Source organism: Xanthobacter agilis (assembly GCF_021730435.1).
Lineage (GTDB): Bacteria > Pseudomonadota > Alphaproteobacteria > Rhizobiales > Xanthobacteraceae > Xanthobacter > Xanthobacter agilis.
In genome coordinates, this window is sequence record NZ_JABWGX010000005.1 from 18,502 (window position 1) to 37,772 (window position 19,271).

13 protein-coding genes are annotated in these 19,271 nt (G+C 67.0%); 11 read left to right on the forward strand and 2 right to left on the reverse strand.

Annotated elements, in window-relative coordinates; genetic code table 11:
* The first annotated feature begins 4 nt into the window (after positions 1 to 4).
* Entirely contained in the window at positions 5 to 1,606 is a 1,602-nt protein-coding gene (locus tag HUW53_RS04675; RefSeq protein WP_237344595.1) for a PEP/pyruvate-binding domain-containing protein, read from the forward strand.
* A 53-nt stretch (positions 1,607 to 1,659) separates the two neighbouring features.
* Here HUW53_RS04675 and HUW53_RS04680 read toward each other — a convergent pair whose 3' ends face one another.
* On the reverse strand, positions 1,660 to 2,109 hold the full coding sequence (locus HUW53_RS04680; RefSeq protein WP_237344596.1) for a winged helix-turn-helix transcriptional regulator: 450 nt from the start codon (positions 2,107 to 2,109) through the stop codon (positions 1,660 to 1,662).
* A 158-nt stretch (positions 2,110 to 2,267) separates the two neighbouring features.
* Here HUW53_RS04680 and HUW53_RS04685 point away from each other — a divergent pair, with 158 nt between their 5' ends.
* Positions 2,268 to 2,876, forward strand: coding sequence for an NAD(P)-dependent oxidoreductase (locus tag HUW53_RS04685; RefSeq protein WP_237344597.1), 609 nt, complete (start codon positions 2,268 to 2,270; stop codon positions 2,874 to 2,876).
* A gap of 84 nt (positions 2,877 to 2,960) precedes the next feature.
* Here HUW53_RS04685 and HUW53_RS04690 read toward each other — a convergent pair whose 3' ends face one another.
* Complete coding sequence (locus HUW53_RS04690) at positions 2,961 to 7,826, reverse strand: NAD-glutamate dehydrogenase (protein ID WP_237344598.1); 4,866 nt, start codon at positions 7,824 to 7,826, stop codon at positions 2,961 to 2,963.
* Between the two features lie 274 nt (positions 7,827 to 8,100).
* On the opposite strand from HUW53_RS04690, the gene HUW53_RS04695 reads away from it, so the two are divergent.
* The 9 genes from HUW53_RS04695 to HUW53_RS04735 all read left to right on the forward strand — a co-directional run bounded on the left by HUW53_RS04695 (position 8,101) and on the right by HUW53_RS04735 (position 19,188).
* The gene (locus tag HUW53_RS04695; RefSeq protein WP_237344765.1) at positions 8,101 to 8,643 is read left to right on the forward strand and encodes a peroxidase-related enzyme; all 543 of its coding nucleotides are present in this window, start codon (positions 8,101 to 8,103) and stop codon (positions 8,641 to 8,643) included.
* Positions 8,644 to 8,905: 262 nt separating this feature from the next.
* Positions 8,906 to 9,721 carry an ABC transporter ATP-binding protein gene (locus HUW53_RS04700; protein ID WP_370877801.1) on the forward strand — a complete coding sequence of 272 codons (816 nt, stop codon included), beginning with the start codon at positions 8,906 to 8,908 and terminating at the stop codon, positions 9,719 to 9,721.
* A gap of 1 nt (position 9,722) precedes the next feature.
* On the forward strand, positions 9,723 to 10,439 hold the full coding sequence (locus tag HUW53_RS04705; protein ID WP_237344600.1) for an ABC transporter ATP-binding protein: 717 nt from the start codon (positions 9,723 to 9,725) through the stop codon (positions 10,437 to 10,439).
* Between the two features lie 62 nt (positions 10,440 to 10,501).
* Complete coding sequence (locus HUW53_RS04710) at positions 10,502 to 11,713, forward strand: ABC transporter substrate-binding protein (RefSeq protein WP_237344601.1); 1,212 nt, start codon at positions 10,502 to 10,504, stop codon at positions 11,711 to 11,713.
* A gap of 69 nt (positions 11,714 to 11,782) precedes the next feature.
* On the forward strand, positions 11,783 to 12,664 hold the full coding sequence (locus HUW53_RS04715) for a branched-chain amino acid ABC transporter permease (RefSeq protein ID WP_237344602.1): 882 nt from the start codon (positions 11,783 to 11,785) through the stop codon (positions 12,662 to 12,664).
* Between the two features lie 21 nt (positions 12,665 to 12,685).
* Positions 12,686 to 13,678 carry a branched-chain amino acid ABC transporter permease gene (locus HUW53_RS04720; protein ID WP_237344603.1) on the forward strand — a complete coding sequence of 331 codons (993 nt, stop codon included), beginning with the start codon at positions 12,686 to 12,688 and terminating at the stop codon, positions 13,676 to 13,678.
* A 140-nt stretch (positions 13,679 to 13,818) separates the two neighbouring features.
* A complete protein-coding gene (locus HUW53_RS04725) occupies positions 13,819 to 16,110 on the forward strand; it encodes an FAD-dependent oxidoreductase (protein ID WP_237344604.1) in 2,292 nt (763 codons plus the stop codon).
* Positions 16,111 to 17,023: 913 nt separating this feature from the next.
* Positions 17,024 to 18,523, forward strand: coding sequence for a PAS domain S-box protein (locus HUW53_RS04730; protein ID WP_237344605.1), 1,500 nt, complete (start codon positions 17,024 to 17,026; stop codon positions 18,521 to 18,523).
* Positions 18,520 to 19,188, forward strand: coding sequence for a response regulator transcription factor (locus HUW53_RS04735; protein WP_237344606.1), 669 nt, complete (start codon positions 18,520 to 18,522; stop codon positions 19,186 to 19,188). The genes HUW53_RS04730 and HUW53_RS04735 overlap by 4 nt, the downstream gene beginning before the upstream one ends.
* The last annotated feature ends 83 nt before the right edge of the window (positions 19,189 to 19,271 follow it).

The following is a 19,271-nucleotide window of genomic DNA, read 5'->3' on the forward strand; positions in this document are numbered from 1 at the left end:
CCCCATGACGATCGTGCGCATTGGTGCGACGAGCAGGCCGGCCGAGCCCGCTTCCCTTCCTTCCGCCGACACCATTGGCGCCAAGGCGGCCAATCTGGCGCAGATGGCGGCCCTGGGGCTGCCGGTGCCGCCGGCCTTCGTGCTGCCGGTGCGCTTGTGTGCCGCTATCGTGCGCGGTGATGGCGATGCCCGCGCCAAGCTGCGTGAGGGCCTCGCAGAGGGCGTGCGCTTCCTGGAGGAAACCACCGGCCGCGTGCTGGGGGATCGTCGGCGGCCGCTGCTGGTGTCGGTGCGCTCGGGGGCGGCGCGCTCCATGCCCGGCATGCTCGACACCGTGCTCGACGTGGGCGCGACGCCCGAGGCGGTGCACGGGCTGATCCGCCGCACCGGAAATCCGCGTTTTGCCTGGGATTGCCGACGCCGCTTCCTGGAAAGCTTCGGCAGCGTCGTGCTCGGCGTCGATCCGGCGATGCTGACGGCGCCGCGCGCCGCGCTGGTGGCGGCCGAGGGCGCGACACGGGTCGAGGACCTGGATGGCGAGGCCCTGGAGCGCCTGACCCGCGCCTATGCGGAGGCGCTGGACGACGATGGCGATGCCGCCCCCGCGGACCCGATGGCGCAACTCGAAGCGGCCGCCCAGGCCGTTTATCGCTCCTGGATGGGGGAACGGGCGCGGACCTATCGGGCGTTGGAGCACCTCGAATATCTGGAAGGCACTGCGGTGACGGTGCAGGCCATGGTGTTCGGCAATCGGAGCCTCACTTCCGGCTCGGGCGTCGCCTTTTCCCGCGATCCGTCGAGCGGCGCGCCCGAGCCGGTCATCGACGTGCTGTTCGAGGCCCAGGGGGAGGACGTGGTGTCGGGCAGCCGCTCGCCCCAGACCGAAACGGCGCTGGCGCGCACGGTGCCGAAGGCGGCCCAGGCGCTGCGCCGGATCCTGGTCACCCTGGAACAGGCGTTCCGGGATGTACAGGACGTGGAATTCACCATCGAGGACGGGAATTTGTGGATGCTCCAGACCCGCTCCGCCAAGCGCACGCCGCGGGCCGCGCTGCGCATCGCCATCGATCTCGTGCACGAGGGCATCATCTCGCCGGAGGAGGGTTTGGCGCGGGTTGGCGCGCTTGATCCCGAAGCCCTGGTCGAGGCGCGCCTGATCGATGTGGGCGCGCCTTTCCTGCACGGCACCGGCGCTTCCGCCGGGGTGGCGGTGGGGCGCGTGGCCTTCTCCTCCCAGAGCGCCCAGCGTCTCGCCGATGGCGGCGAACCGGTGATCTTGGTGCGTCCCGACACCTCCACTTCGGACGTGGCGGGCTTCTCGGTTTCGGCCGGCATCGTGACGGCGGTGGGCGGACGCACCGCCCATGCGGCGCTGGTGGCGCGGCAGATGGGCAAGCCCTGCGTGGCCGGCTGCTCGGAACTGGCGGTGGACCCTCAGGCCGGCGTGGCGTGGGTGGGTGAAACACGGATCGTGGAAGGCGACTGGCTCTCCGTGGATGGGGGCGCGGGCGCCGTCTATCGGGAGCGCGGACGCATCGCGGTGGACCGGCTGGAGACCGAACTGCGGGAGGTGGAGCGCTGGCGCGACCTGCCCGCCCACGCGTGATCCTTCGCACCTGATCCCTTCGGGCTGGCCGGCTTCGGCCTGGGGCTGCCCGGTCAGGGCGCGTCCGGCGCCGCTCCGGCGTCGAAGCGGCGGCGGGCGTCCGCGACTTCGTCCGCATGGGCAAGGGCCCAGCGGTTCAGCGTTTCCAGCACCTGGGCCAGGGACCCACCGAGGGGAGTCAACGCGTATTGGACCTGGGGCGGCGTGGTGGGGAATACGGTGCGCGCCACCAGCCCGTCCCGCTCCAGGGCGCGCAGGGTGACCGTCAGCATCCGCTGCGAGATGGGGCCGATCTGCCGGCGCAGGGCGTTGAAGCGGCAGGGACCGGCCATGAGCTTCACCACCACCAGCACGCTCCAGGCATCGCCGATGCGGTCGAGCACGTCGCGGGTGGGGCAGCGCCCCACGCCGGCCACCGCCGCCAGGGTCGCGGTTTCCAGCGGCTCCAATACGGCAAACGCAGGGGGGGCCGGCGTCAAGGGCGCGGCTTTGTGAAGGGCCATGGGTTCCTCCGGTGTGACCTGGTGCGCGTGAGGTGCCTTCTTCAAACCAGGTTCCGATTGCGCATATGGTTCCTGATCGGAACCGCCAACGAACGCTTCGGTCAAGGGCTTCAGGCCCGCGGCGGGTGGAGAGCGGTTTCCGCAGCAGGGAGCACAGTATGAAAATCGCCGTTCTCGGGGCCACCGGCATGGCCGGCTCGCGCATCGTGGCCGAGGCTCTCGCCCGTGGCCATCAGGTCACCGGCATTGCCCGCAAGGCCGAGGGCCTGAAGGATCATCCCGGCCTCGCCAAGGTGGCGGCGGATGTCACCGACCCCGGTTTCGCCCAACATCTGCGCGGCCACGACGCGGTCGTGAGCGCCCTTCACTTCCAGACCCTGTCCGAACCCGCGCTGGCGGCGATCCTGAACGCGGCGGGGGTGAAGCGGGTGTTGATCGTGGGCGGTGCGGGGAGCCTGGAGGTGGCGCCGGGCGTGATGCTCATCGACACGCCGGAATTTCCGGAGGCCTGGAAGCCGTTCGCCCGCCCCGGCGTGGAGTTCCTGGCGGCGCTGCACGGCGAAAACGGGTTGGAGTGGACCTTCATCTCGCCCTCCGCCTTTTTCGAGCCGGGCTCGCGCACCGGCGTCTTCCGCGTCGGCGGCGATCAGCTCTTGGTGGGCGCGGACGGGCGCAGCGCCATTTCGGCGGAGGATTATGCGGTTGCTCTCCTCGATGAGATTGAGAAGCCGGCCCATGTGCGGGCGCGCATGACCGTGGGCTACTGATGCCCAAGGCCCGTGAGCGTTACTCATGGGCCTTGGGTCAGCCGGCGCGATACCGCGCCGGCTGGATGGGAAGCTGTCGCCCGCTCAGCTGTGGACGAGGTCGCCCAAAAGGCTCGCCGCGAGGGTGAGCTTGGAGAGGCTGAGGCCGGAGGCCGCGATGTCGCGCACGGTGGCGCGCATGCGCTCCACCGCATCGCGGTGGGCGGCGACATAGGCATCAAGCCCCCCCGCGCCGGCCCCGCCCTCGGCCAGGATCCGGCCGCTGATGCGCCGCAGGAAGCTCTCGAGCTGTGACAGGGCGCGGTCGAGGGCCAGCCGGTCGTAATAATCGGGCGCGACGATGCCACGCGCCTGGATCACCAGATCGTCGACGTCGAAATAGCGCCCGGCGGCGAAGAAGGTGCTGGCCACGTCCGGGATGGGGCGGCCGGTGGTGTGGGCGAGCAGGGCGATGTCGGACGCGGCGGCCAGGGCCTGGGTGGAGGCGATGCGCCGCGCCAGCGCCTCGGGCACCTCCTGGGCGGTCAGTTCGGCGATGCGCGCCTGCCGGGCCAGGCGCCAGGCCTCGGGCAGGCTTTCGTCGAGGGCGGCGGCCACCGCGGCGATGCCGGGGCGATAGCGCTCGACCACGGTCGCGATCCCCTCCGCGAAAGACACATTGCCCAGGAACCAGACGATGCGGCTCAAGGTCAGCTCCTCCACCCCCGCGTAAAGGGCGAGCTGGGTGGCGCCCTTTACCTTGGTGTCGAGGGCGTCGATCCCGGCCATGAGCTCCGGCAGGCCGTAGCTGTCGCGCACCACCGCGAAGGCGCGGGCGATGGCGGCGGCGTCCGCGCCGGTCTGGTCGGTGATGCGGGCGAGCGCGGACGGGCCACACTGGTTGACGATGGCATTGGCAAGCCCGGTGGCGATGATCTCGCGCCGCAGACGGTGATGGGCGATGGCTTCGGGGAAGCGGGCCTCGATCTGGGTCGGGAAATAGGACACCAGCTCCCGCGCCAGATAGGGATCGTCGGGCACGCCGGAGGCGACGAGGTCTGCATCGAAAGCGAGCTTGGCATAGGCGAGCAGCACCGCCAGCTCGGGCCGGGTGAGATCGTCCCCCCGCGCGCGGCGGTCGGCGATTTCCGCGTCGGAAGGCAGGAACTCCACCGCCCGATCCAGCTCGCCGCGCGCCTCCAGCATCTGCATCAGCCGCTGCTGGAAGGCGAGGTCGCGCCCGCCCGAACGTCGCGCCAGCGAGAGCGCCAGGGTCTGCGCATAATTGTTGCGCAGCACCAGCTCCGCCACCTCGCCGGTCATCTCCTTCAAGAGGTCCGCGCGGGCGTCGGGGGGCAGGGCGCCGCTCTCCAGCGGGTGGGCGAGGGCGATCTTGATGTTCACCTCCACGTCGGAGGTGTTCACGCCGGCCGAATTGTCGATGGCGTCGGTGTTGAGGCGGATGCCCCGGCGCGCCGCCTCGATGCGCGCGCGCTGGGTCATGCCGAGGTTCGCGCCTTCGCCGATCACCTTGGCGTTGAGCTCGGCGCCGGCGACGCGCACCGCGTCGTTGGCGCGGTCGCCGGCCTGCGCGTCGGTTTCGGTGGAGGCGCGGACATAGGTGCCGATGCCGCCGAAGAACAGGAGGTCCACCGACGCCTTCAGGATGGCGTTGATGAGCTCCGCCGGGGTGGCCTGGGCCTTGGGGAACCGCAGCAGCGCCTGGATCTGGTCCGACAAGGCGATGCTCTTGGCGGAGCGGGCGAACACCCCGCCGCCGGCCGAGATCAGGCGCGCGTCATAGTCCGCCCAGGACGAGCGGGGCAGGTCGAACAGGCGCCGGCGCTCGGCATGGGTACGCGCCGGATCGGGGTCCGGATCGAGGAAAATGTGGCGGTGGTCGAAGGCCGCCACCAGCTTGATGGCGGGTGACAGCAGCATGCCGTTGCCGAACACGTCGCCCGACATGTCACCCACCCCGGCCACCGTGACCGGCGTGGTCTGGATGTCGATGTCCATCTCGCGGAAGTGGCGCTTCACCGCCTCCCAGGCGCCGCGGGCGGTGATGCCCATGGCCTTGTGGTCGTAGCCAACCGAGCCACCGGAGGCGAAGGCGTCGTCCAGCCAGAAGCCGTGCCGCGCGGAAATGGCGTTGGCGGTATCGGAGAAGGTGGCGGTGCCCTTGTCGGCGGCCACCACCAGATAGGGGTCGTCGCCGTCGAGGCGGACGGTGTCGGCCGGGTGCACCACCGCGCCGCCCTTGAGATTGTCGGTGAGGTCGAGCAGGCTGGAGACAAAGACCTCGTAGGCCGCCGTGCCCGCGGCGAAGATGGCTTCGCGCGTGCCGCCGGCGGGCAGCCTCTTGGGCACGAAGCCGCCCTTGGCGCCCACCGGCACGATCACGGCGTTCTTCACCTGCTGGGCTTTCACCAGGCCGAGGATCTCGGTGCGGAAGTCCTGCGGCCGGTCGGACCACCGCAGACCGCCGCGCGCCACCTTGCCGAAGCGCAGGTGCACGCCCTCCACGCGCGGCGCATAGACGAATACCTCGTAGAGCGGGCGGGGCAGGGGCAGGCCTTCCACCTTGGCGCTCTCGAACTTGACGGCGATGGCCTCGCGCGGACGGCCCTCCTCGTCGCTCTGGTAGAACGTGGTGCGCAGGGCTGCATCCACGAGGTTGATGAAGCGCCGCAGGATGCGGTCTTCGTCCAGGCTCGACACCTGGGTGAGGGCACCGGAAAGCGCCTCGCGCAGCGGCGTCTCGCGGGCAAGACGGGCCTCCGGCGTCGCGGCGTGCGCGGGGTCGAAGCGCGCGTGGAACAGGGCCACGATGTCGCGCGCGATGGCCTCGTGCCGGGCGAGGGTGCGCCAGAGATAATCGGGGCTGTAGGCAATCCCCGCCTGGCGCAGATAGCGCCCGAGGGTGCGCACCAGCGCCGCTTCCCGCCAGGAAAGGCCGGCATCCAGCACCAGGGCGTTGAAGCCGTCGTTCTCGGCGGCGCCGCGCAGCACCGCGTTGAGGCAGTCCTCCAGCCGCTCGGCGGAGCCGGAGATGGCGATGGTGCCGCCGTCGGCCCGCTCCAGCGTCATGTCGTGGAGCCAGCAGCGCTCCACGCTCGGCGCGTCCTCCAAGTCGTCGCCGATGCCGTCCCCGTCCTGAGGCTCGATGCGGTAGGTGCGCTCGTTGATGGCCTTGAGCCCCATGTTCTCCAGCATGGGCACGCGGATGGAGAGCGGCAGCGGTGCTCCGTAGGACAGCAGGCGCAGGGAGATGCGGGTGTCGGGATCCTCGACCCGGCGATCGAAATCGATGGCGATGGGCCGCTCGGGCGACAGGCGTTCGATGCGTTCGATGTCGGTGAGGGCCGCGTCCACGTTGAAGGCGTCCTGGTAGCCGACGCCGAAGGCGTTCGCGTAGCGGTGGCGCAGCACGCTGGCATCGGTGCCCGCAAGGCCGGGCGCGGCGGCGATGGCGCCGCACAGGCGGTCGCTCCAGGACTGGGTAGCGGCGGCGACGGCCCGTTCGAGGGCGGGAAGATCCTCCGTGGGCGGGGGCAGGGCCGTGCCGCGACGGTCCACCGTGTAGTGTACGCGGGTGAGGGGCACGCCGGTGAGGAAGCTTTCGTTGAAGGCCGAGATGGTGCCGCCGAAAGCCGTCTCCAGGAGCACGCCGATGCGCCCGCGCACCGCGGTGTCGAAGCGTTCGCGCGGCACATAGACCAGCACCGAGGCGAACCGGCCGAATCGGTCGAGGCGCGGCAGCACCCTGACCCGCGGCCGATCATAGAGCGAGAGGATGGCGCGGGCGTGGACGGCCAGGGTGTCCACGTCGATCTGAAAAAAGTCGTCGCGCGGATAGGTTTCGAGCACGGTTTCCAAGGCGCGGGCGGAATGGCTTTCGGGCTCGAGGCCGGCGGCGCGCACCACGGCTTCAGCCTTGAGGCGCAGATAGGGGATCTCCTGCACCGAATGGGTGTAGGCGGTGGAGGTCAGAAGGCCCACCACATGGACCTCGCCGGACAGGCGCCCCTTCTCGTCATGGGTCTTGATGCCCACATAATCCATGATATTGCGCCGGTGCACCCGCGCGCGCAGACTGGCCTTGGAGAAGATCAGCGGCAGGGGGCCATCGAGAAAGGCGCGGATCTCGGGTGAGGTCGCCACCGGCGCGTCGCCGAGGCGAAGCTCGCGCACCTGCGGATCGCGCAGTACGCCGAGGCCGGAGCCGGGTTCCATGCTCAGGGTGCCGGCATCGTCGAGGGTGTAGGCGCGCAGGCCCAGGAAGATGAAATTATCCTCCGTGAGCCAGGAAATGAGGTCGGCCGATTCCAGCCGATCCTTGTCCGCATAGGGGGCCTTGTCCTTGCGCAGGCTTTTCGCGAGGCCCTTCACCTGTCGGCGCATGGCCTGGAAGTCCGCGTTGATGGCATGCACGTCGGCCAGGGTGTCCGCGATCCCTGTGCGAAGCTGCGCTTGCTCGGCCGCGTCGATGGCGGTCACGTGCAGGTGGATGAGGCTTTCGCGATTGTCCTCCTCCTCCTTGCGGGAGGGTTCCGCGAGGCCGGACGCCCGCCCGTCGCGATCGCGCAGCACATGGAAGATGGGGTGGGCCGCGAGCTTCAGTTCCAGCTTGCGGTCGGCGGCTTCGCCCACGACCGAATCGAACAGGAAGGCCATGTCGTCGTTGATGGCCTCGATCACGGTGATGGCTCCGGCGCCGGCATCGAAGACGCGCACGTCGCCGACCCCGCGCGGGCGGCTGAGCAGATGGGCCCAGGCATCGCGGATCAGGCCGGCGGCAAGGGCGGGATCGAGCGGTGCGAGGTCTTCCGGGGCGATGGCGGCGAGGAAGGTCCGGGCGAACAGATCGGGCACCTCGGGGCCGGTGGCGGAAAGGGCGGTGCGGATGGCCGCCAGGCGTCCTTGCAGGTCGTGGTCGGTTTCGGCAGTCTGAACGCCTTGCACAGTCATGGCCACTCCCCCGAATGGACGCCCTCATGTCGCGCCGGCGCCGGCTCCCGCGGGAGCGGCTGGTTCTCGGCGGGTGAAGTTCGGCCAAGAGCCACGACGCAAAGATGACGAGGAAACGCCAATGGCCCCCACAGTGAAGCCCCCCGCCGCGCCCGCAAAGACCAAAAGTGCCCCCGCGAAAAAAACCGGCACGCCCGCAAAGAAGGCGCCGGTGACGGCCCCGGTGGCGACGCGAGGCCCCGACGATACACCCGCGATCGTCCTCGACCTGCCCATGGCGGAACTCGACCCGGCGACCGAAGCCTATTTCGACAAGTGCCGCACCAAGATCGGCTTCGTGCCGAATGTTCTTCAGGCCTACGCCTTCGACCTGTCCAAGTTGTCCGCCTTCTCCGCCATGTACAACGATTTGATGCTGGCGCCCTCCGGCCTCTCGAAATTGGAGCGCGAGATGATCGCGGTGGCGGTCTCGAGCGTCAATCGCTGCTATTACTGCCTGACGGCCCATGGCGCGGCGGTGCGCCAGCTTTCGGGCGACCCCGTGCTCGGCGAGCAGATGGTGATGAATTATCGCGCCGCGCGGCTCGATGCCCGCCAGCGCGCCATGCTCGACTTCGCGGTGAAGCTGACAGAGCGTCCGTTCGAGGTGGAGGAGGCCGACCGGGCGGCCCTGCGCGCCGTGGGCTTCACCGAACGCGACCTCTGGGACATTGGCGCCGTGACGGCGTTTTTCAACATGACGAACCGCATTGCCTCCGCCACCGACATGCGGCCCAACGCGGCCTATCACGAGCAGGCGCGTACCCTTCCGCTGTGATCGACCCCATACGGCCGGCGGCGCGGGTGCCGCCGGCCAGGGGCATGCGGCCTCGGACATCACAAAAATTTTTTCGAGCGTACGCTCGTTTTATTCCGCAGTGTGGTATGAAACCTCAGGTGCTCCTGTCCAGCCGCTGCCGGTCCGGAGCGCCAGTTGACGCATCCGCGCCCGTGCGTGCTAGGGTGCGTCGCACGATAAAGCGCACCGCTCAAGGTGCCGATCCGGAGGACATCGCCAAAGGGAGCGCCGCGCGCGAGCGCTGAGTGTCCCCTTGGCCTCAACACAAGGGCGCCCACCGATCATGGACACCGTCTCAGACGTGCCCTACATCGTCGAAGCATCGGGTCTTACGAAGGAATTCAAGGGGTTCGCGGCTGTCAAGAACGTGAATCTCAAGATCCGTCGCCACACCATCCACGCCCTCATCGGGCCCAATGGCGCGGGCAAGACCACCTGCTTCAATCTCATCACCAAGTTTCTGGAGCCGACGCGCGGCACCATCCGGTTGAACGGGCGCGACATCACCCGCACGCTGCCGGCGGATGTCGCACGGTTGGGCATGGTGCGCTCGTTCCAGATCTCCGCCACCTTTCCGCATCTGAGCGTGCTGGAGAATGTGCGGATCGCGCTGCAGCGGCCGCTCGGCAACTCCTTCCGCTTCTGGCAGTCCGAGACCTCGCTCGACGCGCTCAATGACCGCGCCATGGAACTGATCGCCGACGTGGACCTCACCGCCTATCAGGATCATCTGGCGGTGGAATTGCCCTATGGCCGCAAGCGCGCGCTGGAGATCGCCACCACCCTGGCGCTCGACCCGGAAATGCTGCTGCTGGACGAGCCCACCTCCGGCATGGGCCGCGAGGACATCGCCCGCACCGCGGACCTCATCAAGCGCGTGGCGCAGAACCGCACCATCCTCATGGTGGAGCACAACCTGTCCGTGGTGGCGGACCTGTCCGACATGATTACCGTGCTGGCGCGGGGCGAGATCCTCACTGAAGGACCGTATTCGGACGTTTCCAAGAACCCGCAGGTCGTCGAGGCCTACATGGGCACCGGGCACGGAGCGCACTGACATGGTCGACGCGAACTCAACGCCCCTGCTCCAGGTGAAGGACCTGCAGGGCCATTATGGCGAAAGCCATGTGCTGCACGGCATGACCTTCGACGTCCATCCCGGCGAGGTGGTGACCCTGCTCGGCCGCAATGGCGCCGGCAAGACCACCACCATGCGCGCCATCATGGGCCTTTTACGCAAGCGCGCCGGCTCGATCCGCTACGAGGGCACCGAGACCATCGGCCTCCAGCCCAACAAGATCGCGCGCCTCGGCATCGCCATCTGCCCGGAGGAGCGGGGCATCTTCGCCTCGCTTTCGGTGCGCGAGAATCTGCTGCTGCCGCCGGTGGTGTTGCCGGGCGGGCTTTCGGTGGACGAGGTCCACGTCTTGTTCCCGCGGCTCGAAGAGCGGCGCAACAGCCAGGGCACCAAGCTATCCGGCGGCGAGCAGCAGATGCTGGCCATCGCCCGCATCCTGCGCACCGGGGCGAAGCTGCTGCTGCTTGACGAACCGAGCGAGGGGCTTGCCCCGGTGATCGTGCAGCATATCGGCGAGATCATCCGCACCCTGAAGGCGCGCGGCTTCACCGTGCTGCTCGTGGAACAGAACTTCCACTTCGCCTCCACCATCGCCGACCGTCATTATGTGGTCGAGCATGGCCGGGTGGTGGACATGGTGGAAAACGACAAGATCGCGGAAAACGCGGCGCGTCTCGAAGCGTTTCTGGGCGTCTGAAGCCCTCAATGCCCCTGACAGAGAAAAATGCCGGCGAAAAAGTCCGGTTGGGAGGAAATACCATGCGTCTTGCTGCCATTTTCCTGGCGGCCTCGAGCCTCGTCGGCATCGGCGTGGCACAGGCGGCCGACCCCGTTCCGGTCAAGATCGGCGTGCTCAACGACCAGTCCGGCCTTTATGCCGATCTCGGCGGGCCGGGCTCGGTGTGGGCCGCCAAGAAGGCGGTGGAAGACTTCGGCGCCGCCGCCAAGGGCCTCAAGGTGGAGGTGCTCGCCGCCGATCACCAGAACAAGGCGGATGTGGGCACCTCCATTGCCCGCCAGTGGTACGACGTGGACGGCGTGGACGTGATCGTCGACACGCCCAATTCCGGTATAGCGCTCGCCGTTTCCGGGGTGACCAAGGAGAAGAACAAGGTCTTCATCAATTCCGGCGCCGCCACCTCGGACCTCACCGGAAAGGCCTGCACACCCAACACCGTGCACTGGACCTATGACACCTGGGCGCTCGCCAACGGCACCGGCAAGGCGATCGTGAAGACCGGCGGCGACACCTGGTTCTTCCTCACCGCCGATTATGCCTTCGGCCACGCATTGGAGCGCGACACCTCCAAGGTGGTCACCGACAACGGCGGCAAGGTGCTGGGCTCGGTGAAGGTGCCCCTCAACAATGCCGACTTCTCCTCTTTCCTGCTCCAGGCGCAAAGCTCCAAGGCCAAGATCGTCGGCCTCGCCAATGCCGGGGGCGACACCATCAATTCCATCAAGCAGGCGTCTGAATACGGCATCGTGGACGGGGGGCAGAAGCTCGCCGGCCTGCTCATCTTCCTGACCGACGTGCACTCGCTGGGGCTCAAGACCGCCCAGGGGCTGAACCTCACCGCGGCCTGGTACTGGGACCAGACCGACGCCAACCGCACCTTCGCCGACGCATTCGCCAAGGCCAATGGCGGCAAGCGGCCGACCATGGTGCAGGCGGGCGTCTATTCCGGCGTGCTGCACTATCTGAAGGCCGTGGAGGCGCTGAAGTCCGCCAAGGATGGCGCGGCCGTGGTGGCCGAGATGAAGAAGATCCCCACCGACGACCCGCTGTTCGGCAAGGGCGAGGTGCGTATCGACGGGCGCCACATCCACCCCATGTATCTCTACGAGGTGAAAAAGCCTTCCGAGTCGAAGGGACCGTGGGATTATTATACCCTGAAGGCGACCATTCCCGCCAATGAAGCGTTCCGCCCCCTGAGCGAGAGCGACTGCCCGCTGGTGAAGAAGGGCTGAGCCCAACTCAAGACGGGCCGGCTTTCCCCCGCGAGCCGGCCCGCTTTCCCCTGACGAGACGGATCTTCCATGTTCGAGCTTCTCGGCATTCCCCCCCAGGCCCTGTTCGGGCAATTGCTGCTCGGCCTTATCAACGGCGCCTTCTACGCCATGCTGAGCCTCGGGCTCGCGGTGATCTTCGGCCTGTTGAACGTCATCAACTTCACCCACGGCGCGCAATACATGATGGGCGCGTTCGGGGCGTGGATGCTGCTCAACTATCTGGGCGTGCCGTTCTGGGGTGCGCTGGTGCTGTCGCCCATCATCGTCGCCATCATCGGCATGGTGATCGAGCGCACGCTGCTGCGGCGATTGTACCAGCTCGATCACCTCTACGGCCTGCTGCTGACCTTCGGCCTCGCGCTCATCTTCGAGGGGCTGTTCCGGCGGCAATACGGTTCCTCGGGCCTGCCCTACAACAATCCGCTGCCGGGCGGCACCAATCTCGGTTTCATGTTCCTGCCCAATTACCGCGCCTTCGTGGTAGTGGCCTCGCTGGTGGTGTGCTTCGCCACCTGGTTCGTCATCGAGCGCACCAAGCTCGGCTCGTACCTGCGCGCCGCCACCGAGCGGCCGGACCTGGTGCAGGCATTCGGCATCGACGTGCCGCGCATGATTACCCTCACCTACGGTTTCGGCGTGGGCCTTGCCGCGCTCGCCGGCGTGCTGGCCGCGCCCGCCTATCAGGTGAGCCCCACCATGGGCTCCAACCTCATCATCGTGGTGTTCGCGGTGGTGGTGATCGGCGGCATGGGCTCGATCATGGGGGCCATCCTCACCGGCTTCGGGCTCGGCGTCATCGAGGGCCTGACCAAGGTGTTCTACCCGGAGGCGTCCTCCACCGTGATTTTCGTCATCATGGCCATCGTGCTCATGGTGAAGCCCGCCGGCCTGTTCGGCACGGCCAAGTGAGAGCCAATTGAGGCGGCTGCCATGAATGCGTCTTCCAGCTCTTCGACCCCCGCCGCGTCCGGCGTCGCGGCGACCTCCTCCTCCACGCTGACGGTGCTCGGCTTGCTTGCGGTCGCGGTGCTCCTGGTGGCGCCGTTCGGCGTCTATCCCGTGTTCCTGATGAAGGTGATGTGCTTCGCGTTGTTCGCGTGCGCCTTCAACCTGATGCTGGGCTACACCGGGTTGCTGTCGTTCGGACACGCCATGTTCTTCGGCGGTTCCGCCTATATCTGCGCCTACACCATCAAGGAGATGGGCTTCTCGCCGGAATTGGGGATCCTTGCCGGCGTCGTGTTCGCGGCGGCGCTGGGCTTCGTGACCGGGTTGCTGGCCATCCGTCGGCAGGGCATCTATTTCGCCATGGTGACCCTGGCGCTGGCGCAGATGTTCTTCTTCTTCTGCCTGCAGGCCCGCTTCACCGGTGGCGAGGATGGCCTGCAATCGGTGCCGCGCCGTCCGCTGTTCGGCTTCATCGACATCACCCAAGACATCCACCTCTATTACCTGGTGCTGGCCATCTTCCTGTTCGGCTTCCTGGTGATCTACCGCACCATCCATTCGCCGTTCGGGCAGGTGATGAAGGCGATCCGCGAGAACGAGCCGCGGGCGATCTCGCTGGGCTATCGGGTGAACCAGTACAAGCTTCTGGCGTTCGTGCTGTCGGCCGCCCTGTCGGGGCTTGCCGGGTCCACCAAGGTGCTGGTGTTCCAGCTGGCTTCGCTCACCGACGTGGCGTGGCAGATGTCGGGCGAGGTGATCCTGATGACCTTGGTGGGTGGCATGGGCACCATCCTCGGCCCGGTGGTGGGCGCCGCGGTCATCGTCACCATGCAGAACTATCTCGCCGGCTTCGGCGAATGGGTGCTGGTGATCCAGGGGACCATCTTCGTGCTTGCGGTGTCCCTGTTTCGGCGCGGCATCGTGGGCGAGATCATCGCCATCGCGAAGTATTACGGGGGTCGGACCGGCAACTGACCGACCCGGAGCGGGGGCGCGGCGGAGCAATCATTTTCGATCGCCTGTCACGCCGGTGCGCTATCCTCTGCCCAAGTGAACCTGCGTCGGGACCGGTGCCTTGAGCCGCCGGTCCCGATGCCGACGGGCGAGGGGAAGTCATGAACGCAGGTGTGCCAGCGCACGAGCCGGTGCAGGGCGGCGCCACCCGCTATGCGGATTTCCTTCTGCTGGGGGGAGGTATCGCCGGGGCTTCGGCGGCGGCGACCCTGAGGGCGGAGGGCGCCACCGGTTCGGTGATCATGCTCTCGGCGGAGAATGTGCCCCCCTACCACCACACGGCCCTGTCCAAGGGCCTGCTGCTGGGTGACGATCCGGAGGGGCGCATCTACATCCACCCGGACAGCTTCTACGCCGAAAACGACATTGCTCTGCTGTTGAGCACCAAGGTGCAGCGGATCGATAGCGCCAAACAGGAGGTGGTGACCACCACTGGCGAGCGCATCGGCTATGGCCAGCTTCTGGTCGCCACCGGCTCCAAACCGCGCCCGCTCGATGTGGCGGGGGCCAATCTCTCCGGCGTCTTCACCCTGCGCCAGAAGACCGATGCCGATGCCATTCGCGCCGCCATGGTGGGCGCGTCGCGCGCGGTGGTTCTGGGCGGCAGCTATCTCGGCATGGAAATCGCCATGTCGCTGCTGGAGCGGGGCCTCAAGGTCACCATCATCGACCAGGGGCCGCGGCTTCTGCCGCACCTGGAGGCGCCGCGCCTCTCCCAATATTTCGAGCAATATGCCGAGGCGCGCGGGGCCACGCTTCTGCTCGGTGATTCCATCGCCGCCGTGCGCGGCCGCGGCAAGGTGGAGGGCGTGGAAACCGCCGGCGGGCGGCTGGTGCCGTGCGACCTGGTGGTGGTCTCCATCGGCGTGACACCAGCCACCTCCTTCCTCGCCGGCAGCGGCATCCCTCTCGACGACGAGGGCTATGTGCTGGTGGACGAGCAATTGCGCACCGGCGTCGCCAACGTGTATGCCGCCGGCGACATCACCAACTTCCCCGACCCGGTGTTCGCTCGCCGCCGCCATCTCCAGCATTGGGACAATGCGGTGAAGCAGGGGCGCGTGGTCGCCCGCAACATGCTCGGCCGCCGGCTGCGCTATGACGAGGTGTCGTATTTTTACTGCGAGGTCGGCGATATCGGCTTCAACGTGCTCGGCGCCACCGAGGAAGCTGACAGCTGGATTGCCCGCGGGTCCCTGGAGAAGGGATCGTTCGCCTTGTTCTACATGAAGGGCGATGTGCCGCGCGCCCTGTTCTCCGTGGGTCGTCCGCCCGACGAAATCCGGGTGAGCGAGGGGCTGATCCGCTACCGCGTGGCCCTCGGTGACGTGAAGCACCGGCTGCGAGAGCCGGGCTTCGTGCTCGACCATATCCCCACCCAGACCGCGCTGATCCTGCAAGGCGGGGGCGCGCTCGGCGCTTTCGAGTGCGGGGTGGTGAAGGCGCTGGAAGAGGAGGGCATTTTTCCGGACATCGTCGCCGGGGTGTCCATCGGGGCGCTGAATGGGGCGGTGATCGCGGGCAATCCGCGCCATGCGACGCAGGCCCTGGAATCGTTCTGGAACGATCTGTCGGTGACCACGCCCCAACTGCCCTTCGTCGAGATGCGCCGCGCGGCGGCGGCATCCAAGATCCTGACCATGGGCGTGCCCAATTTCTTCACCCCCCGCTGGGTGATCCCGCCCAAGGGTCCGGAGGACTGGCCCGCCAATTGGACCAGCTATTACGACACCTCGCCCATGAAGGCGTTGCTTTCGAAATATGTTGATTTTTCCACTCTCAAGGATAGTCCGGTGCGCCTTCTGATGAGCGCGGTGAATGTCACTACCGCGGCGCTCGAAGTGTTCGACAGCTATGTGGATGACCTCACCGCCGATCATGTGTTGGCGAGCGGCAGCCTGCCGCCGGGCTTCCCCTGGACCATCGTCGACGGCAAGGCCTATTGGGACGGCGGCATCATCAGCAATTCGCCCCTGGACCTGCTGCTCGAGCGCTGCGGGCCGGACGGCAAGCGGGTGTTCATCGTCGATCTGTTCTCCGGGCGCCGCGCCTTGCCCGCCAATATGATGGAGGTTTTCGCGCGGCGCGACGAGATCGTTTACTCCGAGCGGGTGCAGAGTGATCTGCACTACCGGGAGCAGATCGAATATTACCGCAAGCTCGTGGATCATCTGCTCTCGCGCCTGGACGAGGCCGAGGCGGCGAAGGTGAAGCGTCTGCCGGCCTTCATCCAGCTCATGGGGGACGGCGCGGCGAGCACCATCACCCGCATCGTGCGCCAGGGACAGACCGGAGAGCATGCCTCGCGCGATTACGACTTTTCCGATCTCGCGATCCAGACCAACACGGCGGAGGGCTATGCGGAAGCCAAGCGCACCCTGGAGCGGGCCTGAGCGGCCTGGCGGGGCCGCATTTTGGCTCAGGCCGGTGCGGACCGGCTTCCACGACCAGCGCGCGGCGCTTGGCGGTTGCGTGACGGTGGGGGTGGCGGACCGCCGTCGGAGCGGCCTGGCCCCGCAGGGCACGCGGGATGGGGTGGAGGTGCGAGGACAGCGTCGGTCCGTCCGAGGGGTACCCGTGGCGCCGGATCCCGGCACGCCGCCATCGTCCTACTGCCATCGTCTTACCGCTATGGTCTTGCCGCGGCAGTGAGATATCGGGCCGGACGGTGATATGGGGGCTCACCATCCGGCCCGCTAACCCATGCCGGTCAGGGCTTGGCACGGGTAGCTCAATTCACATCGAGTTGGTCCGCTCGTCTCTGCGTCGGCGGCCAACAGCACACGTTCTGATTATTTTAGCAATTTTTTACAGGAACGGAAAGAATGTATTCCGCGTGTTTTTGCGGTATTCCGTGGCCATCAATAGACGGCGCTATATTCAAATATATACAATGAATTCCAGTCTTACGTTGTATTTGAGGGTTATGTTGCGGGGCCTCTTCGCCATGCCTCTCATTTGCGGCGTGGTGTCCATTTAGGAAGGTTTCCGTAGCGATCATCTACTGCGCCACCAGTGATGTCGTGTCATGTATGCCTGTGATTCGCCTTCGCGGTCGGCTTTGCCCTGCGACATCGGTCCGAACGCGGCGCGACCAGCGCGGCGGCCGTTCCGCGAGGGTCGGGAGCGGGATGGGACACTGCGGCTGCGTATGGAATGGACCCGCGCGGCTATTCCAGCGCTTAATAGCGTGATGGTTTGCTGAAAAAATATGCAATTCGCTTATGCGGCTTGAAAATGGGCGGAGAAACGACACATGACTGTCGCAAGCCCTGTAGAGCCGGGGCGGTCGCCCGGTGGCCTCCCATGACCCAGCTTTCGAATAGCCATTACCGGACCGCATTCGAGAATGCGAGCGACGCCATCTTCATTCACGACCCCGAGGATGGGCACATCCTCGAGGCGAATGAGACGTCGGAATTGCTCACTGGCTATAGCCGGTCCGAATTGCTGTCCATGACCGTGGCGGGCATCAGCCCGGCGCGCACGCCTTTCAGCCTGGATCAGGCCTTGCGCCGCATCCGCCGCGCCACCGAGCAGGGCGGTTACACCTTCGAATGGACGATCCAGCCACGGGGCGGCGACGAGCTGCCGGTGGAGGTGAACCTGAAGCTGATTACGGTGGAAGGGCGCGGCCTGGTCTTGGCGCTGTTTCGCGACATCCGAGAGCGCAAGCTGTACGAGGAGCGCCTGATTGCACGCGAGGCGCATTTCCGCCGGCTGATCCAGCATTCCTCCGATGGCATCGCCATCGTGCTGCCCAATGGGCGGCTGCGTTATGTGTCGCCTTCGGTCTCGACGGTGCTCGGCTACGATGAACGCCGCGCCACCGGCCGCAACGTGCTGGACTACATCCACCCGAGCGACATCGAGCGTATTCGCCGCCTCTTGAGGCGTGAGGGCTCCCAGTGCCCGGACGCCGACGTGGCGCACCACGTCACCTACCGCATTCTCCACCGGGACGGCGGCTGGCGGCATCATGAGGCGACGGTGAAGGATCTGGTGCGCGCCTCGGAAATGGAAGGCATCCTCGTCAACTACCGCGACGTGACCGAGCGCGTGGAGGCCGAGCGCAAGGCGCGCGAGCGCGAACGGGAGCTGGAGCATGTGGCGCGGTGCCGCTCCATGGGCGAGCTGGCGTCGGCGCTGGCGCACGAGCTGAACCAGCCGTTCGCCGCCATCGGCAATTACATCGGCGGCTGCATCCACCGGCTGGAAAGCGGCCGCTTCGATCCGGGTGAAACCTTGACCGCCCTGCGCGAGGTGAACGCCCAGGCCGAGCGCGCCGGGCGCATCATGAGCTCCATCCTCAACTTCACCCGTCGCAACGATCCCCAGCGCCAGCAGGTGGACGTGAACGCAATGGTGCGGGACGTGGCGTCCTTTATCGACCTGAAGGCGGAGCGTTCCGATGCGCGGGTGGAATATCGCTTCAGCGCCACGCCGGTCGGCACGGTGGCCGATCCCATCCTGATCGAGCAGGTGATCCTCAACATTGCCTTCAACGGCATCGAGGCCATGGCCGGTACCGAGCCAGGGCGGCGCATTCTGCGCATCGCCACCGATCGGCTGCCGCGGGCGGTCCGCATCTCGATCGAGGACAATGGCCACGGCCTGCCGCGCATGAACCCCGATCAGATTTTCGACGCCTTCTACACCACCAAGAAGGAAGGGCTGGGCATCGGCCTCGCCTTATGCCGCACCATCGTCGATTCCCACGCCGGGCACATGTGGGCGACGTCCGGAGCCACCGGCACGGTGTTCCATGTGGCATTGCCGGTCGCCAAGGAGGAGGGCCACGCATGAGCTTGCAGCCGCGCGCCGATTCATCAAGCCCCGCTCCGGTGCCCGTGGTGTACATCGTGGACGACGACGACGCGGTACGGACGTCCTTGCGTTTCCTGCTGGAATCGGTGGGCTGCGAGCTGAGGGTGTCGGCCGGCGGCGGGGAGTTCCTGGATGCCTATGACCCGCGTCGTCCGGGCTGCGTGGTGCTGGACGTGCGCATGCCGCTGATGGGCGGCTTCGATCTGCAAAAGGAGTTGCTGCGGCGGAACGCGCCGCTGCCCATCGTCTTCATCACCGGCCACGGGGATGTGCCCATGTCGGTGCGGGCGTTGAAGGGCGGCGCCTTCGATTTCATCCAGAAGCCGTTCAACTACCAGGTGATGATCGACACCATCCAGGCCGCGCTGGCGGAGGGGGTGCGCCTTTTCACCGAGGCGCAGCGCAACTCGCGGCGCGCCGCCCGGCTGCTGTCGCTGTCGCCGCGCGAACGGTCGGTGCTTGACCTCATGATCGAGGGGCACCAAACCAAGCAGATCGCTCACGAGCTCGGCATCAGCCCCAAGACGGTGGAGGTGCATCGCGCCAATATTCGCCAGAAACTGGGCACCGACAGCCTCGCGAAGATCATGCAGATCGTGTTCGGTGTGAAGCCGTCGGCTGGGGAACTTCCCGATCGCCCTTAGGGAAAACCCCTAGTCGTCTGCGATCGTCCCCAATTGAGAGGACTCATTCCAGCTTTCTAAAGTGACTCCAGAACCCGCGATAT